Below are 23,540 nucleotides of genomic sequence, written 5' to 3'. Positions count from 1 at the left end.
TGTCTTAATCCGTCGTATCAGTTTCAAACAGTGCCTCGACAAACTCCTTGGGATCAAATTCACGCAGGTCTTCAATCGATTCACCGACGCCGATGAATCTGATCGGCACCTTGACCTTATCCGCTATGGCGAACACCACACCACCTTTGGCGGTGCCATCCAGCTTGGTGACCACCAGGCCGGTCAGGCCGACAGACTCGTTGAACTGCAGGGCCTGGTTGACCGCATTCTGGCCGGTTCCCGCATCCACCACCAGCAACACCTCATGGGGCGCTTGCGGGTCGATTTTCTTCATCACCCGGGTGATCTTGGCCAGCTCTTCCATGAGATTGGTTTTAGTATGTAGCCGGCCGGCTGTATCTGCAATCAGAACATCCACCTGCCGGGAGGTGGCCGCTTGAAGTGCATCAAACACCACGGAGGCGGCGTCTGCTCCGGTATGTTGGGCAATCACCGGAATCTGGTTTCGCTCACCCCAGGTCTGCAACTGTTCCACCGCAGCGGCGCGAAAAGTGTCACCGGCGGCAAGCATGACGGATTCACCGTCGATTTGGAACTTTCTCGCCAGTTTACCGATGGTTGTGGTCTTGCCGGCGCCGTTGATGCCGACCATCACCATCACCATCGGTTTGCCGTCCTCTCTGTTCTCGACCGGCTTGTCGCAGCCCTGAAGAATCTCAAGCAGATGCTGTTTCAGCGCCTGGGTCAGGGCTTCCGGGTCGTTGAGGGATTTGCGTTTCACCCGTTCCGTCAAGTCGTCGATGATACGGCTGGTGGCATCGACGCCCACATCGGCGGTAAGCAGCAGGGTCTCCAGCTCCTCCAGCAGATCCTCATCGATGGTTTTACGTCCCATCACCAGGTTGGCCAGGCCATCGGTCAGATTGTGCCGGGTGCGTGACAGCCGCTGTTGCAGGCGGGAGAAGAGGCCTGTGCTCTCTTCCGCCGCCGGCTGTTTGTCGACTTCCTCTGTTGCTGACTTTTTACGTTTACCGAATCCGAACATATTGGGTAACACCAATGGGGTGATTGGAACTCTAAACTGATCGCAGGTTCTTAACTAGGGCCTGTTAATACGAATCCAATAGGCCCTGTTGTGCCTGGAGCCATTTTGGACAATCCTTCGGGCCTCTGAAACAATGCCTGCGGGCTGTAGCCGGCGCTATTCTACAGGTCCTCCAGGGCAATGTTAAAGTGCCGTCGTCTGCTTGGGGGTGTGGATGCTCTACCGCTCGGCCTTACTTGAGGCATTAAAAGACTGATTAATGATGATAAGGAACACCTTAATGCGAAGATTGATGACGACTTTCATGCTGATGCTGATGGCCATGGCTCACGCACAGGCCAATGTGGTGGAACACCAGCTGAAGAATGGGATGAAGGTGATCGTGAAACAGGACAAGCGGGCACCGATTGCGGTATCCCAGGTCTGGTACAAGGTCGGCTCCAGTTACGAACATGGCGGGATTACCGGTGTCTCCCATGTGCTTGAGCACATGATGTTCAAAGGTACCGACAACCATGCCCCTGGCGAGTTTTCCCGGATCATTGCCGCCAACGGGGGCAATGAGAACGCATTTACCGGCCGTGACTATACCGCCTACTATCAGACCCTGGCGAGTGACCGTCTGGAGGTCTCTTTCGAGCTGGAGGCAGATAGAATGAGAAATCTTCAGCTGCCGGAAGCGGAGTTCAAAAAAGAGGTTGAGGTGGTCAAGGAGGAGCGGCGAATGCGCACAGAAGACAAGCCCCAATCCCTGACCTACGAGCTGTTTCTCACCGGTGCCTACCAGGCTTCACCATACCGGATACCGGTGATTGGCTGGATGTCCGACCTGGACTCGCTGCAGGTGGAGGACCTTCAGGTCTGGTACCGCAAGTGGTATGCCCCCAACAACGCCACACTGGTGGTTGTCGGGGATGTCGAACCGGATCAGGTGATTCGTCTGGCAGAGCGCTACTTCGGTGTCCTCAAACCGGAACCGGTGGCGATCAACAAGCCGAGAGAGGAGCCTCAGCAGAGAGGCGTCAAACGGATGGCACTGAAGGTGCCGGCGCGCCAGCCCTATATGGTGATGGGATTCAAAACCCCGGTGATCGGTAAGACAGATCAGGATTGGGAACCCTATGCACTGGAGATGCTGGCATACATTCTCGATGGCGGCGCCAGTGCCCGCCTCGCCAGTAACCTGATTCGCGGCAGCGAATTGGCGGTCTCGGTGGATACCAGTTACAACGCTTTCTCCCGTCTGCCGGGTATGCTGGTGCTCGATGCAGTGCCCAGGCCGGGCACCCCGATTGAGATCGTGGAAAAAGCCATCCTGAAAGAGCTGGGCCGCTTCAAAACAGAGCTGGTGACCGATGAAGAGATGCAGCGGGTACGCAAACAGATTACCGCTTCAAAGGTATTCGAAAAGGACTCTGTGTTTTACCAGGCGATGCTGATCGGGCAGCTGGAGACCGTTGGCCTCGATTGGCGTCTTGGTGACGAGTTTGTGGACAAGCTGAATGCCGTTACCGCCGAGCAGGTCAAGCAGGTGGCTGAGAAATATCTGGTCGATGACAACCTTACGGTTGCCGTATTGGAGCCCCTACCGATGGAGGATAACGTCACACGTCACTCCGCTGCAGGAGGTCGTCATGGCCAATAACAGTCTGCGTATGCTGCTCCTAGTTGTGATAATCGGCTTTGCGGGCCTTCTGCAGGCCTCACCCAAAATCGAGACCTGGCAAACCGGCAATGGGGCCAAGGTGCTGTATGTCCATGCGCCGGAAATCCCGATGGTCGATGTGCGGGTCGTGTTCGATGCCGGCAGTGCCAGAGATGGGGATAAAGCCGGCATAACCTCCTTCACCAACAGTCTGTTGACCGAAGGTGCCGGGAAATGGGATGCCAATCAGATCGCGCAACGGATCGAAGGGGTTGGATCACAGCTGGAATCGGGCTCTTTAAGGGATATGGCCTGGGTTGCCGTCCGGTCCCTGACCGAGCCTGAGGTCCTGGATACATCTCTGGAAACCCTCTCGGCAATCCTGGCGAGTCCCAGCTTCACCCAGGAGGATATCGAGCGGGAGCGTCAATCCATACTGGCCGGCCTGTTGCAGGATGAGCAGTCTCCCGGCAGTGTCGGTAAAAAACAACTCTATGAGCTGGTCTACGGCACTCATCCCTACGCTTCGGACCCTTCGGGAAGTCGTGAGTCTGTTGAGTCGATCACCCGTGAAGAGATTGTAAAGACCCACCAGCGACTCTATGTGGCAAAAAATGCGGTGGTTGCGATTGTCGGTGCGGTCGATGAGAATCTTGCCGCGATTATCGCCGAAGAGGCTGTGGGCGGTCTGCCGTCAGGGGAAGCAATGCCTTCTCTGCCGCCGGTACCGTCCCTTGAAAAAGGGGTGATCAAGCAGATTCCCTTTCCATCGACCCAATCCCACCTCTATCTTGGGCAACCTGGTCTGAAACGGGGTGATGAGGACTATTTTCCGCTCTATGTGGGGAATCATATACTTGGTGGCAGTGGACTGGTTTCACTGTTGAGTGAGGAGGTGCGAGAGAAGCGTGGCTTGAGTTACAGCGTCTACAGTTTCTTCATTCCGATGCGCCAGCTGGGCCTCTTTCAGGTTGGTTTGCAGACCAAAAACGAACAGGCGGATGAGGCGCTAAAGGTGGTCAAGGATACCCTTCAGCGTTACATCACTGAGGGACCGACTGATGAGGAGCTGCAGGCGGCGAAACAGAACATCACCGGTGGGTTTCCGCTACGGATCGCATCCAACGGCAAGATAGTTGAATATCTTGCGGTCATTGGCTTCTATGATCTGCCTCTCGATTATCTCGATCGGTTTGTCGACAGGATCAAGGCGGTCAGTAAGGAGCAGATCCGTGATGCTTTCCGACGCCGGGTCGATTCAGATCGCCTGGTCAGAGTTCAGGTGGGAAGATTCAGCTCGCCTGTGGCTCAGGTTAAGCGGGTAGAAGCCGCTGAATAGGACCAGAGCACAACAGAATAACGAATCAGAGACCGACCAATGGCCAATCACTCAGCATGCCAAGTCCGCATTATCGGCGGTGAGCACAGGGGCAGGAAGCTGCCATTTGCCGAGCTTCCAGGGCTCAGGCCCACCGGTGACCGTATCCGGGAAACCCTCTTCAACTGGTTGCAGCCCTGGATAAGTGGGGCACGCTGCCTGGACCTGTTTGCCGGAAGTGGCTCGTTGGGTATCGAGGCGGCCTCCCGAGGTGCGGGTCAGGTGGTGATGCTTGATACCGCCAACCCGGTGGTTCGGCAACTGGAAGAGAATCGCAAGCAGCTGAACCTGGACCAGGTGTCCGTGATCAGGGCCGACGCCCTGCAGTGGCTTGAGCAGTCGCCTGTACCCTTCGATGTGGTCTTTCTCGACCCGCCGTTCTCTGCTGATCTACTTGGGCCACTCTGTCACAAACTGAACCAGGGCTGGTTGGCGGACAATGCTCGTATCTACATGGAGGATGAGGTATCGAGGCCGCTGCCGGTGCTACCCGAGGGGTGGCAGTTGCTTAAGGATAAATGTGCCGGACAGGTGCGCTACGGTTTGGCTTGTGCTCCCCTTCCGGGATGAGCGATGGCCTAAAGCTTGCTAAACTCTGCTGTTACCGTTAGTTGAGGGTGGGTTTAAACCCGTTAAAGACTGGGGTGAGAATTATCATTCATAACTTTCAAGCCTGATATTATGATTATCTTGTTCAATTGATAGCAACATATGATTAGAGCCGTATACCCCGGAACATTTGATCCAATCACCAATGGCCATAGCGATCTGGTCAGAAGGGCCTCCGAACTCTTCGATCACGTGATTTTGGCGATTGCGAAAAACCCGGGTAAAAATCCTGCGTTTGACCTAGACCAGCGTCTCTCCCTGGCTCATACCGTGCTGGGGGGTATCGAGAATGTCGAGATTCTCGCTTTTGATACGCTGTTGGTGGACTTCGTGAAGGAGTGTGGGGCGAATGTGATTCTGCGCGGCTTGCGCGCGGTTTCCGACTTTGAGTATGAATTTCAGTTGGCAGGTATGAATCGGCGGCTCTCCCCGGAAATTGAAACTCTGTTTCTCACACCCGCTGAGCAATTTGCCTTCATATCCTCCGGTTTGGTCAGAGAAATCGCCGCATTGGGCGGGGATGTATCTGAATTTACCCATCCGGCTGTACAAAATGCATTGAGTCAACGCTATGGCTAGCCTAAAATTCCCGCGCCATTACAGAGGTGGCGCTTATTAATCAGGGTGGGTTGATCGATCGTCAGCCCCAGCAACAGACAATCATCCGAACAAGTAGGAGAGAACCGCATGGCTTTATTGATCACCGATGAATGCATCAATTGTGATGTATGTGAACCCGAATGTCCCAATGGGGCAATCACACAGGGTGATGAAATCTATGAAATTGAAGCAGACCTCTGTACGGAATGTGTTGGGCACTACGAAACCTCCCAGTGCGTCGAAGTCTGCCCGGTTGATTGTATTCCGAAAGATCCGGAGCATGAAGAGAGTTACGAACAGCTCTACAGCAAGTATCTGAAGATTACCGGTGAATCCGACTAGATGATGACGCGAGTCATGAGATTGTATAAGGCTCCCCTGTGGAGCCTTATTATTTTGCTTGGCTGTTACAGCCAGCTCTGGGCTGCGCAAAAGCCCGCCAAGGCGGCTATCGCTTCCGCCCATCCCCTGGCTACTCAAGCGGGCCATGAAATCCTCAGAAAGGGGGGTAACGCCTTCGACGCGGCGGTGGCGGTGACTGCGGTTCTGGCGGTCGTCGAACCCTACAGTTCCGGACTGGGCGGTGGTGGGTTCTGGTTGCTGCATCGGGCCAGTGACGGCTTCCAGACCATGCTGGATGGCCGTGAACGGGCGCCCTTGGCCGCACATCGGGATCTCTATCTGGATGCGCAGGGTGACGTGGTGGCAGACAAGTCGATTGATGGTGCCCTGGCGGCCGGCATACCCGGTGTTCCGGCAGCACTGGCCCACTTGACAGAAAACTATGGGAGACTGCCCCTCGCTGATCTGCTGAAGCCAGCCATTGAGGTTGCCGACATGGGGTTTGCCGTCGATGACTACTATCGGCGCATGGCCACATGGCGCCTGCCGGTGCTGCAGTCCCATGACGCCTCCGCTGGGCAGTTTTTGCTGCAGGGGGAGGTGCCTCCTGCTGGGCATCTGATCAAACAACCCGATCTGGCAGCCACCTTGAGGGTCTTGGCAGAGCAGGGCGCTGATGGCTTTTATCGGGGTGAATTGGCGCAGCGGCTGGTCGATGGCGTTCAATCGGCAGGCGGCATCTGGACGATGCAGGATCTGCACGACTATCGGGTTGTGGAGCGACGCCCAATTATCGGTCACTATCAGGGGATGCGCATCACCAGTGCTGCGCCTCCCTCATCCGGGGGGATTGCAATCCTCACCATTCTCAATATCTTGCAAGAGAATAACTATGCGGAATTGCCCGAGCCGCAGAAAACCCATCTGCTGGTCGAGGCGATGCGTCGGGCCTATCGTGACCGGGCAGAATACCTAGGCGACCCGGACTATGTTCAGGTGCCGGTGGAGAAACTGATTCATCCCCTCTACGGGGCGGGTCTGGCCCGGAGTATCGATATGCAACGGGCGACCCCCAGCCCGAAGCAGACCGAAATATCCACTGCCGAGGGGCAGGATACCACCCATTTCTCCATCCTCGACCGGGAGGGTAACCGGGTTGCGGCCACGCTGAGTATCAACTACCCCTTTGGCGCCGGTGTTGTGGTTCCCGGCACCGGGGTTCTGCTGAATGATGAGATGGATGACTTCTCCGCAAGCCCGGGAGTACCGAATGTTTACGGACTTGTGGGTGGGGAGGCAAACGCCATTGAGGGGGGGAAACGTATGCTGTCGAGCATGACCCCCACCTTTGTTGAGGATTCCCAGCGTATCGCCATTCTCGGTACCCCTGGTGGGAGTCGGATCATCACCATGGTGTTGCTCGGTATCCTGGAGATGGCCGAGGGGCGTGGACCTCAGGCCTGGGTCAGCCGTCCCCGTTTCCACCATCAGTATCTGCCCGACGTGATACAGATGGAAACTGACGCCCTCAGTGAGACGCTGATTGGGCAGTTGACCGAGATGGGGCACAATTTCAAACCCCTGAAGAACCGATACGGCAATATGCAGGCTGTAGTCTGGGATAAATCCACAGGTCAGATTGATGCGGCCAGTGATCCACGGGGTGTGGGGATGGCAAAAATCGATTGAGATAGCCTAGGGAACTGTTCACAGGCCCGATTAACCCTGTTTATTGAGCTGTCAGGGGTGATTATTTGCAAAAAAGTTCTAAAAGTTGGAATCTTGCCATTGAATTTGTTTAACTTTTGGATCAAGCTTCCGTGCCAGATGTTACCGCTCTTTACAGCCTGAAGTTTTTAGATACGTGTTTAACGGTGAAGAGCAGGTCTTACAATGTTCTACCCGATACAGCACCCTGTTAACCAATAGGGGGCAAGTCGAGCGAAACAGGGTATGACCTGATACTTTGGGAGCGTCCCATATAGACCGTTGAAAGTTGTTGGTGCTACTGATTGAATCGGCAACAGGTGGAGGGTTTGAAATCCATTTCAGCCACCACACCTGAGCAAATGAGATCAAAGAGCCCTTAACCCCGGGATTGGGGTTGATTCGCGAGAGATACCTGGAGAGGGTCTATTTGGGAAACTCTGTATCGCTAAACCACGGGTGCAAAGGTACGGGGCGTCTGCCACATATTGTAAAAACTCATAAGAGAGATCGAGAGTAAATATGAAAACTACCATCAAAACCGCCGCAATGATTCTCAGTCTTGGTCTGTTCGCAGGTTGTGCTACCAACAGCAGCCTGGAAGCTGATGTCGCAAACGCTCAGGCCGCTGCCGATGCTGCTATGAAAGCTGCGAAAGAGGCTCAACTGGAAGCTGCTACCGCTCAGGGTACTGCCGATGCTGCTATGAAAGCTGCGAACGCTGCCAAGGATTCTGCTGAAGCCTGTAATGAGCGTTGTGGACGTATGTCTGAGAAAGCAATGGCCAAATAAGTGCCAATACCTCCAGTCTGCGGCATCAGCCGGAGATTTGAGTGTTATGGGAAACCCCCGTCAGATTTTTTCTGCGGGGGTTTTCTGTTTTATATGGCCATGAGGCAGGGGAGCGGCTGATTGGATCAGACTCTGATTCAGTGGTTGTCAGCCACCTCGTCTCCCTGCAGTAGGTAGAGCGGCATCGGTAGGCCGGTTTCCTGCTCCGCATAGTTCTGCAGCTGAGTCCAGTCGGGTCTTCGTTTGTCTTCCATCAGTTTGCTGATCACCGCATTCACCAGCTCAGTCTGGTTGTGGCCTCGCTCTTCGACATATTCAGCCAGCGGTGGATGGACCTGGACATACAACTCCCCATCGAGCCAACCGGCTTTGTAGGGTTTGTCGATAATGCGCACCGGAATGCCGGTATCCACTTCGTTGAAAAATTTTGAGATGTTCTCAGGATAGAGACGAATGCAGCCGTGACTGACCCGCATGCCCACCCCATAGGGTTTGTTGGTGCCGTGCAGCAGATAGCCACTCATACCCAGATAGATGGCATGGCTGCCAAGCGGATTATCCGGTCCGGGAGGAACTACATCCGGTAGCGGATCACCCTGCTCTTCGTGCTCCTTGAGTATCGATTCCGGTACTGTCCAGCTGGGATCCTTCTTTTTGCCGATTACGGAGGTTTTGCCCGTCGGGGTACTCCAACCCTCCCTTCCAATGCCGATTGGATAGGTGACCACCACAGGTCTGTTCTTGGGGTAGTAGTAGAGACGCAGTTCTGCGAGATTGATAACGATGCCTTCTCGGGGGCCAGGGGGGAGAATGTACTGTTGCGGGATGACAATCTCACTGCCTTCTCCAGGCAGCCAGGGATCCACCTCGGGATTGGCGGCAACCATCTGCCGATAGCCTATGTCATAGATCCGCGCGATGTCGGAGAATGTCTCCTCATAGTGTGTGGTGTATCGAAAGGATCGTCCCACCAGATCGTCACCCGCTTCAGGCAGGTCAAAAGTGACTGCCATGAGCGAGCAGCTCATCAATGACAACCAGAGTAGTGTGTAAAATTGCTTGTGATACATGTCAATCAGAATAACAACAAACCTATATTGGTGAGTTTACCTCAGATCATGAGGGGTCTGCTGAGATATATCAGACACTTATGCAAGACAGTATTCAGCACGGTTTCCTCTCGAGTGGTCTTAAAGAATCGGGTTTCAGGGTCGATAGTCACTGTAGGGTCTTGTGTTGATTGAAATTTTTTACCTATCAATAATTACCTGGGGATTGCAGGTAATTACCCGTTAACGCCATTTGGGACTCTTTTGCCATCATCTGTGAGTCCATTGCGACGGGGCAAGGGAATTTCCAGGCATTGGTTTTGATCCTTGCAGCAGATGGTATCCGGGTCTTGTAAGCATCTGTTGAATTGGGAGCCAAACTAAAATAGTGACACTATTTTTCTTTTATATCAAAGACCTCAGCATCAATATGGCAGACGGAGTGAGTGCTGATCTACCCCTGAGGGGTGGCAAAGTTATCAAGATCATCGAACAGGAAACCGCATGAGGCGAATTGCACTGATTAATCAGAAAGGTGGTGTGGGTAAAACCACCCTAACCACCAACCTGGGGCATGCCCTGGCACTGGCTGGTCAGCGGGTCACGGTGATCGATCTGGATCCCCAGGGGCAATTGGCTTCGAGCTATGGTCTGTTCCGTGCACCCACAAAGGGAATCGATCAGGTTCTGTTGCAGCAGCAGGGGATCACTGATGTCAGACAGGGTATCCGTGACCTGCTGACCCTGATTCCGGCTGGTGAAAAACTGCAGGAGATCGAGTATCTCCAGGATGGCGGGGCAACCCGTGCCCGGTTGTTGCAGCAGGGTTTGCAGGGTATGTCAGCAGACCAGGATTTTGTGCTGTTCGATTGCCCTCCCTCAGCCGGACTGTTGGTGGCGAACGCGATTTTTGCCGCAGACGAGGCCCTGATTCCGCTCTGTGCCGATCATATGTCCTTGAATGGATTGGTCATGATGCTGAAAACATTAAAGAAATTCGAACCCTATCTGTCCAAGCCCTTAACTCAATGGATCGCCTTGAATCGCTTTTTTCCACGCAGAAAACTGTCGAAGGATATCGCTGAGAAATTACAAAAACACTTTCCGGATCAGTTGTTGGAGATTACGATACGCGAGGCGGCTGCCATTGCCGAGTGCCCTGGGGCGGGGCGTACAATATTTGAATACAAACCCAACAGTCAGTCGGCAAAAGAGTTTAAAGCCCTGGCAGAGCTGTTGATGAAATCAGCACCTGTTGCATCTGAATAGCGCCGCAAGGTGCGATGGTGAGACAATCAATTCGATTTAAGCAATGGACGGCTGTGACGATAATGAGTGATAGCAACTTCTACAAACAACGAGGCCAGCCATGTCCATATCCTCTGCACTATCTGATGACGAAAAGACCGTGACACTGAAAATCGCCGGCCGTTTTGATTTTTCAACTCATCAGGACTTCATGCAGGCCTATAAGACCTACCCAAAGGGTGAGAAGCTGTTTGTCGTTGATCTGGCAGAGACAGATTATCTGGACAGTTCTGCGATGGGCATGTTGCTGCAGCTGCGTGAGCACAGCGCGGTTCAGGAGAACAATGTGATGTTGATCAACGGCAACGACGCCGTGCTGGAAATTCTGCAGATCGCCAACTTCGGTAAGCTGTTCACAATTCAGTAGTGGTGCCAATCAGCGCCGTTTCCGGTATGCTGGCTCCTTTTTTTCTCAGGGGCAGCATTCATGGGTTTCAAATGCGGTATCGTCGGTTTGCCGAATGTGGGCAAATCCACTCTTTTCAACGCCTTGACCAAGGCGACGATTGCAGCGGAAAACTACCCCTTTTGCACCATTGATCCCAATGTCGGGGTGGTACCCCTGCCCGATCACCGGCTCGATGTGATCGCATCGATCGTCAATCCTCAGGCGGTCATCCCCACCAGTATGCAGTTTGTCGATATCGCCGGCCTGGTGGCGGGTGCCTCCAAGGGAGAGGGGCTGGGTAACAAGTTTCTCGCCAATATTCGTGAAACCGATGCCATTGCCCAGGTGGTGCGCTGTTTTGAGAATGACGATGTTGTGCATGTGGCGGGTCGGGTCGATCCGGCCGGTGATGTGGAAGTCATCAATACGGAATTGGCCCTGGCCGACCTGGAGTCGGTGGAGAAGGGACTCGACAAAACCGCGCGACAGGCGAAAACCGGAGATAAAAAGGTTCTTGCCCGTAAAGAGCTGCTGGAGTTGGTTCGTGACCACCTGAATGAGGGTAATCCAGTACGCAGTATGGCATTGAGTGAGGAGCAGCTGATCGAACTGCGGGATCTGTTTCTGCTGACCGTCAAACCTGTGCTCTATATCGCCAATGTTGATGAGGAGGGGTTTACCGACAATCCTCATCTGCAGACGCTTCAAGCCCTGGCTGCTGAAGAGGGTGCCGAAGTGGTAGCGGTCTGTGCCGCCATTGAGGCTGAAATTGTGGAGCTGGATGAGGAAGAAAGGGGCGAGTTTCTGGCTGACATGGGTCTGGAAGAGCCAGGACTGAATCGGGTTGTCCGTGCCGGATACCAGCTACTGGGTCTGGATACCTACTTTACCGCTGGTGAGAAAGAGGTGCGGGCCTGGACGATTCCCGCCGAAGCCACCGCACCCCAGGCTGCCGGGGTTATCCACACCGACTTCGAGCGGGGATTCATCCGTGCTGAGGTAATTGCTTATGACGATTTCGTCGCCTGTAAAGGGGAGCAGGGTGCCAGGGAAGCGGGAAAGTTACGCTCGGAAGGGAAGGAGTACGTGGTGAGTGACGGGGATGTGATCCATTTTCGTTTCAATGTCTGATTTGACACTTGGCTGCAGCATCAGTATATTTCACGCCCTTCATGCGTATATGGCAAGGTAGCTCAGTTGGTTAGAGCACAGCACTCATAATGCTGGGGTCGGCAGTTCGAATCTGCCCCTTGCTACCATATTTTAGTATGTTACAAAAAACCCGGCATCGCCGGGTTTTTTGTGCCTGCGTAAAATAATAGACTTCCCCCTCCTTAATGATGGCTCAGAATATATAATCACTGAGCCGATTTGATTGGCCATTACTGATCTGCCGGGTCTTGTGCTGGGACCTGAATCAACACCTTGAGATGACTTCCTCCGATGACAGGCTGTTATCACACCGATGTAGGTATTGTTGGAAAAGGTATGGCTGTTTAACTATGCGGATGTTATATGAAGACCTTGATCGTTGTTCTGTTGTTCCTGCTGTTTTCTGTTTTTACCTCACAAGCTGATTGGCGCGAAAAGAGTGAGCCGTCAGAGCAACTGGCTAACCTGGTTAAGCTGGTGCCCGGAACTTCCCACTGGATGTTTGAAATTGGTGAGCGCTACAAGAATCTCTACTGGGCAGCTAAACAGGGTCGTTGGGAGTTTGCTCAGTATCAGGTGGAAGAGATTGAGAAACTGATCAAGGTTGTTCAGTTGGCCAGACCTAAACGGGCTGAAACAGCACAGGAGTTCATTGAGACAGGAATTCCGGCAATCAGTGATGGGGTAGCATCCAGAAACTGGAAGTTCTTCAAACCAGCATTTGTTAAGCTGAATCAGGCCTGCATGACCTGCCACGGTAAGAACGATCATGCCTTTATTTCTTTGCCTGTTGAACCGGCAAGTGCCAGTAGTCCTGTCTTGAATCTGTCTGACTGATAACCTTTGAGTTGGTCTCCGGTGTGGCTTGGTTATATGGATCGTGTGCAGCGCTATAGAAAGGTTGTTTGCACTCAGGATGGAAGTTGAGAAGTAGGAACCTACAACAATAAATATTAGATGGCTGAGTGGTGGTTTGACGCTAATGTTCCTGCTCAGGAATACCGGTTATGGCTATGGGCATACGGACAGTATCCATCTGTTTTATTCTGCTATGTTGTCTAACATGATTGGTCCGCGGTTGCGGATTGCACCCTAAACCAATCGTCAGTGCTGTCTGTCTTTACTGCTAGCAATAATTTTTTTAACTATTGACGGATCAGGCCATATTTCTATTGCCAATCTCTACGATAGAAAAAACAAGTGTTACAACATATCCCAGTTATCTTAAGAGCGGATTGTGTGAGGTATTGGTTTAAATAATCAAATACTGAATTACTGGCATTGAAAATGACACTGGCTTGGGATTTTAATGGTATTCAATTAAGCGTCTATACAGTAGGGCCGATTGGATCGGTGTTGACAGGCCCTAATAGAGCGATGGGCGAAATACGAGGTTGGTCTGTTAAAACAATAACTCAATTAAAGTTTTACAAATAACAGTCGAGTAAGAAATGGAGATTACAAATCAAGCTCGAATCTCACGTGAAAACTGATCGATGGATTCGACTTATAAAAACTGAATTCTGATACACCCTCAATAAGTATCGAATGAACAGTGTTAAATATAATTCACCAAGGAGATTATTCGATGAAATCTGTGGCCAAAAGTACCTTAGTATCGCTTTGTCTTTTATTTTCCGGTTCTGCATTTGCTGTCGATCTGCCAGTCAAAACGGATAAAAGTTATGTCTCCCCAGCAACCGTTACCGGCGCCACCACCGTCGACAGCGCCAAAGCCCACGAGCTTTGGAAAGCCAGAGCCTGGTTTATCGATCCCCGTAAGCCGGAACAGTATGAAGCCGGCCGTATCCCAGGTGCTTTGAATATTGAGTATGACCCGGGTACTCCGAATCAACAACTGACAGCAGACTCGCTGGCTGCGGAAGTTCCCAAAGATGAGGCGGTTGTCTTCTACTGCAATGCAGAGGGCTGTGATCGCTCCAGTTGGGGCGCTGCTTTGGCTGTGGAGTGGGGCTGGAGCAAAGTCTATTATTTCAGAGATGGGTTTCCAGGCTGGACAACGGCAGGTTATCCGGTTGAGTAATGCCGAAGCGGTGCGCTGGGAGTGTATCCCGGCGTGCCATGATAACGGCAAACCACTTGGTTGAAGCTCCCGTCGGAGATCTCTGATGACATTGCTAAATCGACTCTCGCTTAAGCTCAGGCTCAGTCTTGTGATTGGTCTGGCGACGCTGGTTTTCACCATCGTGCTGTTCTCTTTGGGACAGCATCTCTACGATAGGAAAAACAGTGATTATCAGATGTCCTACCTGGCCGGACTCGAAGATCTCTGGCGCGCCATCGGTGAAAACGAACGTTCAACCATGGCGGCAAATTTCACCTCGCTAACCCGGAATCGCAAACTCAGTGCGTCACTCTATCGGTTTAGTAAAGAGGGTGTTAGAGATGCCGTAGGACCAACCGCAACCCGATTGCAGGCAATGGGGATTGCAGACAATGTGATGATCCTTGCCAAGGATGGTCGAATCGGCTTCAGCTCCCTGGATGGCGTCAGTCAGAGCCCGGAAGTGGCGAATCAAGCCATCGCCACAGGCAAATCGGCGGATGGATTTGAGCTGACAGCTGATGGGCGTCTGGTAAATCTGGTGGCTTTCCCAATCTATGATCGCTCCGATCTGGTTGGTGTCGGTGTCTATGAAAAAGGGCTCGATGCCGTCGCAGAAAAAATCAAAGCGGCAAATGGCAGGGAGATTATTTTCAAGACAGATAGCGGCAAAGTGGCTGCCACGACTACAGATACCTATCCCGATCTGGAAAATCATCAGGGTGATCAGCAGAGTTACCATGAGGTCAGTTGGCAGGAGAGTATTCTGGGAGTTGGCTCTTTGCCCTTGCTCAGCACGGATGGCAAGCTGGTTGGCAGAATGGTGTCGATCGAAGATATCACTGAAAATGCCAAATCCCAGCAGAGACTGATCATCATCAGTTATACCATTGCTGTGGTGATGCTTGGCTTGCTCATGCTCGGGGTGATGCTTTATATGAAGATTGCATTGAAGCCACTCGATATGGGCGTCCAGCATATGGAACGAATCGCCTCCGGCGACCTTTCACAGGAGATTACCTGCAATCGTAACGATGAATTCAAACGATTACTCGGTGCGATGCAGAAAATGAACTATGACCTGAGCGGATTGGTGGGTAAGGTGGCCAATACCTCCGAGAGTCTGGTTATGACGATTGATGAGGTAAACAACTCATCTGAAAAAACCAACCTTGCCGTGACGCACCAGAAACAGGAACTGGATCTGTTGGCGACTTCGTTGAGTGAAATGACCGCCAGTGCAACCCATGTCTCTGAGAATATCAATCATCTGGCAAGCTCCGCGACAGATTCGATGACCGCGACAGAAGAGGGCAACCGGATCGTCAAACAGTCGGTACAGAGCATCGGTACCTTGACTGAAAAGATCCGTAAGGGCAGTGATGTCATCCAGACTCTGGTTGAAGAAAGCCAGCAGATCGGTGTGGTACTCGAGGTGATCAAGAGCATTGCTGAACAGACCAATCTATTGGCACTGAATGCGGCGATTGAGGCGGCGCGTGCCGGTGAGCAGGGAAGAGGTTTTGCGGTGGTGGCAGATGAGGTGAGAACCCTGGCTGGTAGAACCCAGGACTCGACCAAAGAGATCGAGCAGATCATCTCCGCGTTGCAGGCGGGGGTCAATGAGGCGGTTGATGTTATGGCGGTCAGTGTCAGCCATGCCGAAGAGTCATCTCAGCAGGCAACCACCATTGGGGATACCCTGGATTCCGTGCAGCAGAAGATTGAACTGATCAATCAGCTCGGCTCCCAGGTGTCTGCGGCAGCTGATCAGCAGCGTGCCACCACGGAGGAGATGAACCAGAATATTCAGAGAATCTCCAAAAGTGCAGATGAGACTTCAGCCCAATCCAACAACACAAGCAGCGTTGTACGGGACCTGAAAGGGCTCTCCAGAGTCCTGACTGAAGAGATGGATCGGTTTAAGGTCTCTTAGGGCCTGTTAACACGTATCCAATACGTCCTGTTGTGCCTGAAAAAGCGCCAATCAAGATGCATGGCGTGTAGTTTGGTTGTTCCAAATGGGCGACGAGCAACGGTTCGTGGCAGCAGGCCCTAATCAGGCTGACATTTACGAATTCACTGGGGCAGTGAGTTTTCCCGTATCAAAAAAAATGGCCTGAGATGATCAGGCCATTTGTTTCATGTTCGCTTGACTGCTGGAGATGGTTTAGTGACTGGCAGGATTGCTCCACACGAGCTGGATCATTGCACTGCGCCGTATCTCAATCAGACGATCGGTAAATTCCTGGATGTTCTCATCCAGCAGGTCTGCCAGTTCCAGTTTGCCGACCCGTTCAGTGATCAGCTGGGCTCGCCGATCAAAAAGGTCCTGGATCAACTGCTTATCACGGGCTCTGGAGATAGGAATCACCAGTTCAGATTGAGTGGCTCGGGTTTGTTTGGAGAAAGCCTTGCGGCGCTGCAGCAGTTCCTGGTCAAGCAACAGGATATCAGCATCGATGTTGTCGATGACTTCCAGTTGTTCATCCATCAGGGCGAACAGATTGTCCACGCCCTCTTCAACCCAGTTTTGGATCTCCTGAAGGTGTTGAGTTTTGATCAGCTGCATGATCTCGAGCGAGTCGGACATTGAGATCAGGTGTTCGAACACCTCGATCCATCCCTCTTCCCGATAGTTGAACATTTTGTGCATGTAGTGCAGCAGCAGTCCAACTGATTCACTGTAGTCGTAGCTCGGAAAGCTCTGACTCACTGTGTTCAATATGTCGGCAAAGTTGACTGCAGTGCGGGTGAAGGCCCGGTCATTGGTATTGCGCAGGCCCTGAGCGTAGATACTGTTCAAACGCTTCAGCATGCGGCTGTAGCCGTCAGCCCTGAGCTGGCTTTTATTGGAACGGATGAAGCCGGAGACTTCGTTGAGCATATCACGCAGTTGCTCGACGTCGACTATGGCCTCCTGATTCGACAGGGTGCGCTCAAGATAGTCGAAATACTGCTTGATAATATGACACGACTCATCCTGAGCAAGTGTTGGTAACTGCTCTATGCTACTGATTCTAAAAGGGGTTACCCCATTTGAGACAGCTTGAGTCTGTGTGTATGTCCTGATATCCATTGTTCCAGTCGGGCCGTAAGTAGTAAAACACTGCTTCACGGGATACTGTATTAATAATTGCTTATATAGTCAAGTATTTTTGGACAATCCACTCTATGGTATTGTTCATCCGCGAACCCACGTGAGGCGTAACGGCTAAATTGGTGGTAACTTTAGTTCCGATCTGCCATTTTGTGACTTTAACTTAATGAATATTGAGTTAAAGCATTAATTTGTAAAAAAACAGTAAATTGTGTGCTTATTCCTGATCTTGGGAGAGGGGGGAGTAATGACTAGAAGGGGTATTCATGAATAGTGCAAATACGGCTTGGATCATGGCGTCAACCGCCCTGGTGTTGTTTATGACGTTGCCGGGGCTGGCGATGTTTTACGGCGGCCTGGTGAGAACCAAGAATGTTCTCTCCGTACTGATGCAGTGTTTTGCCATTGCCGGTCTGGTGTCGATCCTATGGTTGATTGCCGGCTATAGTCTGGCCTTCGGTGAAGGAAACGCCTGGATCGGCGATTTCAGTCGGATTCTCATGGCTGGTGTCGGTAAGGAGACTCTTTCTGGCGATATCCCGGAATCCCTGTTCATGCTTTTTCAGATGACATTCGCCATCATTACGCCGGCTCTGATTGTCGGTGGTTTTGCCGAACGTATGCGCTTCTCAGCCATGCTGCTGTTCAGTGCCATCTGGCTGATGCTGGTCTATGTGCCGGTTACCCACTGGGTTTGGGGCGGTGGCTGGCTTGGCAGTATGGGATTGTACGACTTTGCCGGTGGCACGGTGGTTCATATCACCGCTGGCGTGGCCGCTCTGGTCGCTGCCATGGTGATGGGCCCGAGGCGTGGCTTCGGTACAGCATCCATGATGCCTCACAATATGACCATGACCATTGCCGGTGCCGGCATGCTCTGGGTCGGCTGGTTCGGATTCAATGGAGGCAGCGCCCTGGCGGCCGATGGCAGTGCCGCGATGGCAATGCTGGTTACCCATATCTCCGCGGCCACCGGTGCGATGACCTGGCTGGTTCGGGAGTGGATCAAGTTCGGTAAACCCAGTGCGTTGGGTGCGGTTACCGGTATGGTTGCCGGCTTGGGTACGATCACCCCAGCCTCCGGCTTCGTCGGACCGGCGGGCGCCCTGGTGATTGGTCTGCTGGCCGGGATAATCTGTTTTTCAGCCACCAACTATCTGAAACAGGTGCTTAAAATTGATGACTCGCTCGATGTCTTTCCGGTCCATGGGGTTGGCGGGATTTTGGGTACTTTGCTGGCCGGTATCTTCTCCTCCACCTCACTGGGGATCTTTTCCGGGTACGGTTTTGCGGATGGCATAACCTCCATGGGCGGCCAGCTCTGGGTGCAGTTTATCGGGGTTGTTGTCACCATCGTCTTTACCGCCGTGGTGACCCTGGGCATTCTCAAGCTGGTGGATGCGTTGATCGGTCTTCGGGTCAACAAGGAAGAGGAGATTGAAGGTCTGGATATCGTTCTGCACGAAGAGCGCGGTTACAACGAAATCAGTTGATCGCCGGTATTTGATGGGTGCGTCTTGTCATGGCGCATCCATCGATACCCGGTGCGGGTATGGCCATGCGCCGCTGAATCAAGGCTTTCGATAACTCGCCAATGCGCTGTCGGTTTCATGCGGCGCTACTTCCACCAGCGGAAAGCTGCCGGCTTCGACATAGTCAAAAATCAGCCGTGCAATATTTTCCGCGGTTGGGTTGGTGGACATCAGGGAGACCGACTCAACCACTTCCTGCAGCAGTGGCAATACCGGATCATCAGGATGCAGCAGCATATTCTGATTAATCCATTTTTTGACGTAATCGTCAATCTACGCTCGTGTCATCCCGCATTTACGTAGTTGTTGAGCCTGTCGGCGTTTCTCCTGATTAAAAACTCGCAGTAATTTTCTTGCGTCTCTTTTCTCTTCCATGAAGGTGAATACGCCAAATTTTCTTAATCACCGGGTTAATAACAACTATCTAATATTGTTAAATAGTACGATTGACACATGTCAAGGCCAGAGATCGAAATGCACCGAGAATCAATGTAACGGCAGCGGGAGCATTTCTATGATTAAGATATCTCAAACCATGACCGAAGATCATCGATGTATTGACCAGGTTTTTGTCGAGATAGAAAAGGCGATTACCAAGTCTGAATGGGAAAATGCCTGGACAATCGCTGATTCATTCGATGAGATGATGGAGCGTCATTTTTCTATCGAAGAAGATGTCCTTTTTCCTGCTATTGAGGATGCGACTGCATCTGCCAGCGGCCCAGTCAGAGTCATGACCATGGAGCATGATCAGATACGATACCTCGTTAACGTTCTGCGAACTGCTATAACCGAGCAGTCACGGGATAATGGACTTAGTGCATCGGAGACACTCCTGATGATGATACAGCAGCATAATTCGAAGGAAGAGAATGTGCTCTATCCGATGGCAGACAGAACCGTACAGACGCTAGAGGAGGAGGTGGCGAGGCGGATCTTAGGGGCATTATGATGGAATGCAAGCTGGATGTACGTGAGCTAGAGCCGCCGGTTCCTCTCGAACGCATCCTCGATATGCTTGACACCTTGTCCAAGGAGGATTGGCTTTGTGTGCGCCACAATCGAGAGCCCTTTCCGCTCTATTCTCTTCTGAGGCAGATGGATTTTTCATGGGATAGCCGATGGTCGAATGGTGAGTGTTTTATTCGCATCTGGCACACAGGGCACCCTCCGGTTACCGATTCGGGCTAGGGCCTGTTAAGACTAATCCAATAGGCCCTGTTGCGTCTGAAAAAGCGCCAATCAAGGCGCGAGGAGTGTAGTTTGGTTGTTCCAAATGAGCGACGAGCAACGCCGAGTGGTGCTTTTTCAGGCGCAACCCGCAGGGCAGGGACCGTTTTTGTGCCCATCAGCGTTATCATTCGCTCATATAGCCGGGCTACACCACGCTCATTCTGCTTTGCTGGATACAAAAACAGTCCCAGCAGGGCGTATTGGTTTCGTGTTAGCAGGCCCTAGTCAGGTGATCAATACATCGGGACTTTCCCTGGAACAAGCGCCGCCATTGTTTGTTCCTTTCAAGTTCTTCTTTAGTGCAGCACTTTTTTCTGTGGCGATAGGTCTGCTTCTGATCTTCAATGGTCAGGATCTCTACAGTTCGCGCTGGAGTCCGTTGGCGCTGACATTGACACATCTCGTTACAGTGGGTTTTCTCGCACAGGTCATGACCGGGGCAATGTTTCAGCTACTGCCGGTAGTGGTCGGTACGCCACTGCCTTCTGTGATGCTAGTGAGCAGCATCGTAAACCTTTGTCTAGCACTGGGTGCAATCTCACTGAGTAGTGGATTTCTCTTTTTCAATCACGAACTGTTAATGCTTGGGGCAGTTTTGATTAGCGTTGGATTCTCTGTTTTTCTTGTGGCCGCAAGTCTCACGATAAAAGGAAAGTCCGTACCCATCAAGATCACTTTACAACTGGGGCTGGGTTGGTTTTCAGTGATCCCAACTGCATTGCTTGGCATACTCCTAGTGCTCGCCTTAGCAGGTAAGGTGGCACTGAATGACATGCAACATGTGATTACCGTCCATCTTTCCTGGGGGTTGATGGGGTGGTTGGGGATCGTGCTTTTTTCTGTACTGTTCAAGCTCGTGCCAATCTTCTATGTCACTCGCGAAATTCCGCTGCTGCTGCAACAGATTTATGCGCCATCCATAGTCATTCTATTGACGTTCTTTACACTATCTATCTTTATTGAAGATCCAGTTTTTAAATCAAGTATTACAGCGGTTCTGTTTCTCTTATGCCTCATGGCAGTAGGAATTCTTGTGATTATTATTCAAAGAAAACGGCCGATTATCGATTCAACCCTTTTGTTCATAGGAACCGGTATCGGGTGCCTTTTACTGGCGGCGGCGATATGGATAGTATCGGAGCGGGATGTTGTTATAGGTATTCTGCTTCTAATCGGCGTTGGCTTGACCATCCCAATTGGCATTATCTACAGGGTTTTGCCTTTTCTATGCTGGTACCATCTGCAGGCGGTTGTGCTTAAAAGACGCCGTTTTAACGCTCAAATTCCCTCCATGAAGCATTTTATACCTGAGCGCTCAGCCAGGCGGCATTATATCGTTCATACATCCGCGATTATCCTGCTGTTAGCAGGCGACTTTATAACGCAACCTTTCCCAGCTCTTCCTGGTATTGTCTTCACAGGGTCAGCGATCTATCTGTCAAGTAATATTGCTAAGGCCTATATGGCTTATCAGCGAGCAATACAAGTGCATTTCTAGTGGGCCACGGCGAGTAGCGGCCATGGGAGTGCAACTGTTTTTGTCAATGAGACATCACTAAGTAGCGATACCCATCGGCAGAGGCCAGTGCGCCCAGAGTTCAACTCTGGCGCGTTAAACTTCCGAAGACAAAGCAATATTAACTGAAACCGGGCTTCTGCAAAGTGGCACAGCACCACACACGCAGAACAAATATCCCTATCGTCCGCGATTTTTGAGCTGCAATACAGGTAGTTGATTCAACTCATACGCTGATTGGTCGATTTCAAATGGATTCAGCGGATCCCTTTGTCACGTAAAAACTGGCTATAGTTTTGATCTGTGCCTGCGATATGGTTGATTAACCAAGTCTTAAGAAAACTGGTCAATTCGTCAATCGTCGCTTCACGGTCCTTTTCATAGGCATCCATGTAATTGCTTACTTGCATGATCATTATTTCGTGCTGTTCCTTGTGCGGCTCAAAATCCGGATAGCCGTTGTCCTGCATCAGCTTTTCTTCTCTTGCAAAGTGATATTTGGTGTAATCCACTAATTCACTTAACGCTTGACGTTCGAATGCCTCGCCGGTCGGATAGAGTATGGCTGTCTGTAAATTATTGATCAATGAGAGTAGTTTTTTGTGATCCTCATCGATGACCTCTATTCCTACACTCAGGTTGTCGTCCCAGGCAATAAACTTCCGTGATGTCATTTTCTTATGGATCACGGGTAATGCAATGAGTATCGCTATCATGATCCACGGAACCGGATTATCAATACCAAACAGAAAACCGATACCGATAACCAGGAAGGCCAGTACGATAAACAGGGAGAGTCCGAAAGTCTGTAAGCTCTTGCGCATGACGAGCATCCCGAAACTGTTGTAAATCAATAACAAAAGGAAGACCGGATACGGATTGGGTCATTTCAATCTCGCAATAAACCCAAACCGGACTCGAATCAAATACCTTGTCTGGATTGACTATCGGGTAAAACCACATTTTTTGATTTGACATTTGTCAAGGTTGATGACTTGACCGGGGAGCTTAATTCGTAGTGCGACTATCGACACATGAGCGAGGATTACTCCAATGATTAGAAGTTCTAGGCCAAGCGTGAGGACCGGTATCAGCGTCAGTACGCTCTCTTTGGCAATCAGCTTGACTATTGGCGGTGCAGGCATTGCTGCCCAAGCCGCAACACCCACACTCAGCGAAGCGGACTTTGAGGCTTCCAAGACCATCTATTTTCAGCGTTGTGCGGGTTGCCATGGCACCCTGCGTAAAGGCGCGACAGGTAAGAGTCTGGAACCGAAGGAAACGCAGAAACTGGGACAGGAGCGTTTAGAAAAGATCATCAAGTTCGGTACCGAAGGCGGTATGAACAACTTCGACGATATCATGACCGCGGATGAGATCAAGAAGATGGCCACCTACATTCAGATGGAACCCCCGATTCCGCCTGAAATGTCACTGGCCTTGATGAAAGAGCGCCACAAGGTCTTCGTCGACCCGAAAGATTATCCCTCCAAGCCTCTGCATGGCCGTAACTGGAAGAACTTCTTCCTGGTCATCGAGCGTGACGTGGGTAAAGTGGCTATTATCGACGGCGACAAAAAAGAGGTTGTTGCCCACGTACCAACCGGCTATGCGGTGCATGTTCTAAAAGCTGCTGAGCATCATAAGAGCCTGCATGCCAAGGACGCCGGCCGTTTCTGGTATACCCAGGGGCGTGACGGCAAGCTGACCAAGATCGATCTCTGGCAGACTCCTGACAAGATGAAGGTTGCCGAGGTGCAGATCGCCTATGACGCTCGAGACGTAGCCGTGTCCGGTGACGGCAAGTATGTGGTGGGCGGCGGTTACTGGCCACCCCACTTCGTCATTGCCGACGCCCATACTATGGAGCCGTTGAAAGTGGTCTCCGCCCGTGGTGTTAATGTGGATGGCAATTACGTCAACGAGTCACGTGTGGCGGCTATCTACGACACACCTAACCACCCCAGTTGGCTGGTCTCGATGAAGGAGCTGAAGCCTCCCCCTGAAAAGTAGACGCCTTGGTTAATATCATCTTATGCGGCCATTTTTTCAAATTTATTTGGAGATTTAAATCCCAAAGAGCTATGTAGCCTATCGCAATTATAATATCTCTCCATA

23 protein-coding genes and 1 tRNA gene are annotated in these 23,540 nt (G+C 51.7%); 19 read left to right on the top strand and 5 right to left on the bottom strand.

Annotated elements, in window-relative coordinates; all coding sequences use genetic code 11:
- Positions 1-4: 4 nt before the first annotated feature.
- Positions 5-1,006, bottom strand: a complete 1,002-nt coding sequence (ftsY, locus tag AC4IE8_RS17025; RefSeq protein WP_068987584.1) for a signal recognition particle-docking protein FtsY — start codon at positions 1,004-1,006, stop codon at positions 5-7.
- A gap of 280 nt (positions 1,007-1,286) precedes the next feature.
- On the opposite strand from ftsY, the gene AC4IE8_RS17020 reads away from it, so the two are divergent.
- From AC4IE8_RS17020 to AC4IE8_RS16990, 7 genes are all read left to right on the top strand, one after another.
- Positions 1,287-2,651: a M16 family metallopeptidase gene (locus AC4IE8_RS17020; protein WP_490791524.1), complete on the top strand. Its 1,365-nt coding sequence runs from the start codon at positions 1,287-1,289 to the stop codon at positions 2,649-2,651.
- Positions 2,641-3,990, top strand: coding sequence for a M16 family metallopeptidase (locus tag AC4IE8_RS17015; protein WP_068987586.1), 1,350 nt, complete (start codon positions 2,641-2,643; stop codon positions 3,988-3,990). Before AC4IE8_RS17020 ends, AC4IE8_RS17015 begins: the two co-directional genes overlap by 11 nt.
- Positions 3,991-4,029: 39 nt before the next feature.
- A complete protein-coding gene (rsmD, locus tag AC4IE8_RS17010) occupies positions 4,030-4,599 on the top strand; it encodes a 16S rRNA (guanine(966)-N(2))-methyltransferase RsmD (RefSeq protein ID WP_068987587.1) in 570 nt (189 codons plus the stop codon).
- A 141-nt stretch (positions 4,600-4,740) separates the two neighbouring features.
- Positions 4,741-5,217 (top strand): pantetheine-phosphate adenylyltransferase, encoded by a 477-nt coding sequence (gene coaD / locus AC4IE8_RS17005; RefSeq protein ID WP_068987588.1) that lies wholly within the window; start codon positions 4,741-4,743, stop codon positions 5,215-5,217.
- Positions 5,218-5,325: 108 nt separating this feature from the next.
- On the top strand, positions 5,326-5,580 hold the full coding sequence (locus AC4IE8_RS17000; protein ID WP_068987589.1) for a YfhL family 4Fe-4S dicluster ferredoxin: 255 nt from the start codon (positions 5,326-5,328) through the stop codon (positions 5,578-5,580).
- Between the two features lie 15 nt (positions 5,581-5,595).
- Positions 5,596-7,269: a gamma-glutamyltransferase gene (gene ggt, locus AC4IE8_RS16995; protein WP_490791523.1), complete on the top strand. Its 1,674-nt coding sequence runs from the start codon at positions 5,596-5,598 to the stop codon at positions 7,267-7,269.
- A gap of 540 nt (positions 7,270-7,809) precedes the next feature.
- A complete protein-coding gene (locus AC4IE8_RS16990) occupies positions 7,810-8,079 on the top strand; it encodes an Lpp/OprI family alanine-zipper lipoprotein (RefSeq protein WP_068987590.1) in 270 nt (89 codons plus the stop codon).
- Positions 8,080-8,216: 137 nt separating this feature from the next.
- Here the strand turns inward: AC4IE8_RS16990 and AC4IE8_RS16985 are convergent, their stop codons facing one another.
- Positions 8,217-9,092, bottom strand: coding sequence for a L,D-transpeptidase family protein (locus AC4IE8_RS16985; protein ID WP_490791522.1), 876 nt, complete (start codon positions 9,090-9,092; stop codon positions 8,217-8,219).
- Between the two features lie 540 nt (positions 9,093-9,632).
- Here AC4IE8_RS16985 and AC4IE8_RS16980 point away from each other — a divergent pair.
- From AC4IE8_RS16980 to AC4IE8_RS16950, 7 genes are all read left to right on the top strand, one after another.
- Positions 9,633-10,397 carry a ParA family protein gene (locus tag AC4IE8_RS16980; protein WP_068987592.1) on the top strand — a complete coding sequence of 255 codons (765 nt, stop codon included), beginning with the start codon at positions 9,633-9,635 and terminating at the stop codon, positions 10,395-10,397.
- A 100-nt stretch (positions 10,398-10,497) separates the two neighbouring features.
- Positions 10,498-10,803, top strand: coding sequence for an STAS domain-containing protein (locus AC4IE8_RS16975; RefSeq protein ID WP_068987593.1), 306 nt, complete (start codon positions 10,498-10,500; stop codon positions 10,801-10,803).
- Between the two features lie 60 nt (positions 10,804-10,863).
- A complete protein-coding gene (gene ychF, locus AC4IE8_RS16970) occupies positions 10,864-11,955 on the top strand; it encodes a redox-regulated ATPase YchF (RefSeq protein ID WP_068987594.1) in 1,092 nt (363 codons plus the stop codon).
- A gap of 51 nt (positions 11,956-12,006) precedes the next feature.
- Positions 12,007-12,083, top strand: a tRNA-Met gene (locus AC4IE8_RS16965).
- 256 nt (positions 12,084-12,339) lie between these two features.
- Positions 12,340-12,813 carry a hypothetical protein gene (locus tag AC4IE8_RS16960; protein WP_068987650.1) on the top strand — a complete coding sequence of 158 codons (474 nt, stop codon included), beginning with the start codon at positions 12,340-12,342 and terminating at the stop codon, positions 12,811-12,813.
- Between the two features lie 751 nt (positions 12,814-13,564).
- Complete coding sequence (locus tag AC4IE8_RS16955) at positions 13,565-14,020, top strand: rhodanese-like domain-containing protein (protein WP_083225875.1); 456 nt, start codon at positions 13,565-13,567, stop codon at positions 14,018-14,020.
- Between the two features lie 85 nt (positions 14,021-14,105).
- On the top strand, positions 14,106-15,977 hold the full coding sequence (locus AC4IE8_RS16950; RefSeq protein WP_490791521.1) for a methyl-accepting chemotaxis protein: 1,872 nt from the start codon (positions 14,106-14,108) through the stop codon (positions 15,975-15,977).
- Positions 15,978-16,211: 234 nt separating this feature from the next.
- Here the strand turns inward: AC4IE8_RS16950 and AC4IE8_RS16945 are convergent, their stop codons facing one another.
- Positions 16,212-17,120: a hypothetical protein gene (locus AC4IE8_RS16945; RefSeq protein ID WP_490791520.1), complete on the bottom strand. Its 909-nt coding sequence runs from the start codon at positions 17,118-17,120 to the stop codon at positions 16,212-16,214.
- Between the two features lie 287 nt (positions 17,121-17,407).
- Between AC4IE8_RS16945 and AC4IE8_RS16940 the strand changes: the two genes are divergently transcribed.
- Positions 17,408-18,634 carry an ammonium transporter gene (locus AC4IE8_RS16940; RefSeq protein ID WP_083225877.1) on the top strand — a complete coding sequence of 409 codons (1,227 nt, stop codon included), beginning with the start codon at positions 17,408-17,410 and terminating at the stop codon, positions 18,632-18,634.
- A gap of 78 nt (positions 18,635-18,712) precedes the next feature.
- Here the strand turns inward: AC4IE8_RS16940 and AC4IE8_RS16935 are convergent, their stop codons facing one another.
- A complete protein-coding gene (locus AC4IE8_RS16935) occupies positions 18,713-18,910 on the bottom strand; it encodes a 6-carboxytetrahydropterin synthase (RefSeq protein ID WP_068987653.1) in 198 nt (65 codons plus the stop codon).
- A gap of 277 nt (positions 18,911-19,187) precedes the next feature.
- Here AC4IE8_RS16935 and AC4IE8_RS16930 point away from each other — a divergent pair, with 277 nt between their 5' ends.
- From AC4IE8_RS16930 to AC4IE8_RS16920, 3 genes are all read left to right on the top strand, one after another.
- A complete protein-coding gene (locus AC4IE8_RS16930) occupies positions 19,188-19,625 on the top strand; it encodes a hemerythrin domain-containing protein (protein WP_490791519.1) in 438 nt (145 codons plus the stop codon).
- Positions 19,622-19,864 carry a DUF2249 domain-containing protein gene (locus AC4IE8_RS16925; protein WP_068987655.1) on the top strand — a complete coding sequence of 81 codons (243 nt, stop codon included), beginning with the start codon at positions 19,622-19,624 and terminating at the stop codon, positions 19,862-19,864. Before AC4IE8_RS16930 ends, AC4IE8_RS16925 begins: the two co-directional genes overlap by 4 nt.
- Before the next feature lie 85 nt (positions 19,865-19,949).
- On the top strand, positions 19,950-21,404 hold the full coding sequence (locus tag AC4IE8_RS16920) for a hypothetical protein (protein ID WP_490791518.1): 1,455 nt from the start codon (positions 19,950-19,952) through the stop codon (positions 21,402-21,404).
- A 275-nt stretch (positions 21,405-21,679) separates the two neighbouring features.
- Here the strand turns inward: AC4IE8_RS16920 and AC4IE8_RS16915 are convergent, their stop codons facing one another.
- Positions 21,680-22,246: a bacteriohemerythrin gene (locus AC4IE8_RS16915; RefSeq protein WP_490791517.1), complete on the bottom strand. Its 567-nt coding sequence runs from the start codon at positions 22,244-22,246 to the stop codon at positions 21,680-21,682.
- 229 nt (positions 22,247-22,475) lie between these two features.
- On the opposite strand from AC4IE8_RS16915, the gene AC4IE8_RS16910 reads away from it, so the two are divergent.
- Complete coding sequence (locus AC4IE8_RS16910; protein WP_490791516.1) at positions 22,476-23,435, top strand: cytochrome D1 domain-containing protein; 960 nt, start codon at positions 22,476-22,478, stop codon at positions 23,433-23,435.
- The last annotated feature ends 105 nt before the right edge of the window (positions 23,436-23,540 follow it).

The organism is Candidatus Thiodiazotropha sp. AKAK2, assembly GCF_058244685.1.
This window is presented reverse-complemented; position numbering and strand designations above follow the sequence as displayed.

Excerpts from the sequence above, each read along its gene's own strand:
- ftsY (WP_068987584.1), bottom strand. The coding sequence starts at position 1,006 with ATGTTCGGATTCGGTAAACGTAAAAAGTCAGCAACAGAGGAAGTCGAC.
- AC4IE8_RS17020 (WP_490791524.1), top strand. The coding sequence starts at position 1,287 with ATGCGAAGATTGATGACGACTTTCATGCTGATGCTGATGGCCATGGCT.
- AC4IE8_RS17015 (WP_068987586.1), top strand. The coding sequence starts at position 2,641 with ATGGCCAATAACAGTCTGCGTATGCTGCTCCTAGTTGTGATAATCGGC.
- rsmD (WP_068987587.1), top strand. The coding sequence starts at position 4,030 with ATGGCCAATCACTCAGCATGCCAAGTCCGCATTATCGGCGGTGAGCAC.
- coaD (WP_068987588.1), top strand. The coding sequence starts at position 4,741 with ATGATTAGAGCCGTATACCCCGGAACATTTGATCCAATCACCAATGGC.
- AC4IE8_RS17000 (WP_068987589.1), top strand. The coding sequence starts at position 5,326 with ATGGCTTTATTGATCACCGATGAATGCATCAATTGTGATGTATGTGAA.
- ggt (WP_490791523.1), top strand. The coding sequence starts at position 5,596 with ATGAGATTGTATAAGGCTCCCCTGTGGAGCCTTATTATTTTGCTTGGC.
- AC4IE8_RS16990 (WP_068987590.1), top strand. The coding sequence starts at position 7,810 with ATGAAAACTACCATCAAAACCGCCGCAATGATTCTCAGTCTTGGTCTG.
- AC4IE8_RS16985 (WP_490791522.1), bottom strand. The coding sequence starts at position 9,092 with ATGGCAGTCACTTTTGACCTGCCTGAAGCGGGTGACGATCTGGTGGGA.
- AC4IE8_RS16980 (WP_068987592.1), top strand. The coding sequence starts at position 9,633 with ATGAGGCGAATTGCACTGATTAATCAGAAAGGTGGTGTGGGTAAAACC.
- AC4IE8_RS16975 (WP_068987593.1), top strand. The coding sequence starts at position 10,498 with ATGTCCATATCCTCTGCACTATCTGATGACGAAAAGACCGTGACACTG.
- ychF (WP_068987594.1), top strand. The coding sequence starts at position 10,864 with ATGGGTTTCAAATGCGGTATCGTCGGTTTGCCGAATGTGGGCAAATCC.
- AC4IE8_RS16960 (WP_068987650.1), top strand. The coding sequence starts at position 12,340 with ATGAAGACCTTGATCGTTGTTCTGTTGTTCCTGCTGTTTTCTGTTTTT.
- AC4IE8_RS16955 (WP_083225875.1), top strand. The coding sequence starts at position 13,565 with ATGAAATCTGTGGCCAAAAGTACCTTAGTATCGCTTTGTCTTTTATTT.
- AC4IE8_RS16950 (WP_490791521.1), top strand. The coding sequence starts at position 14,106 with ATGACATTGCTAAATCGACTCTCGCTTAAGCTCAGGCTCAGTCTTGTG.
- AC4IE8_RS16945 (WP_490791520.1), bottom strand. The coding sequence starts at position 17,120 with ATGGATATCAGGACATACACACAGACTCAAGCTGTCTCAAATGGGGTA.
- AC4IE8_RS16940 (WP_083225877.1), top strand. The coding sequence starts at position 17,408 with ATGAATAGTGCAAATACGGCTTGGATCATGGCGTCAACCGCCCTGGTG.
- AC4IE8_RS16935 (WP_068987653.1), bottom strand. The coding sequence starts at position 18,910 with ATGCTGCTGCATCCTGATGATCCGGTATTGCCACTGCTGCAGGAAGTG.
- AC4IE8_RS16930 (WP_490791519.1), top strand. The coding sequence starts at position 19,188 with ATGATTAAGATATCTCAAACCATGACCGAAGATCATCGATGTATTGAC.
- AC4IE8_RS16925 (WP_068987655.1), top strand. The coding sequence starts at position 19,622 with ATGATGGAATGCAAGCTGGATGTACGTGAGCTAGAGCCGCCGGTTCCT.
- AC4IE8_RS16920 (WP_490791518.1), top strand. The coding sequence starts at position 19,950 with ATGAGCGACGAGCAACGCCGAGTGGTGCTTTTTCAGGCGCAACCCGCA.
- AC4IE8_RS16915 (WP_490791517.1), bottom strand. The coding sequence starts at position 22,246 with ATGCGCAAGAGCTTACAGACTTTCGGACTCTCCCTGTTTATCGTACTG.
- AC4IE8_RS16910 (WP_490791516.1), top strand. The coding sequence starts at position 22,476 with ATGATTAGAAGTTCTAGGCCAAGCGTGAGGACCGGTATCAGCGTCAGT.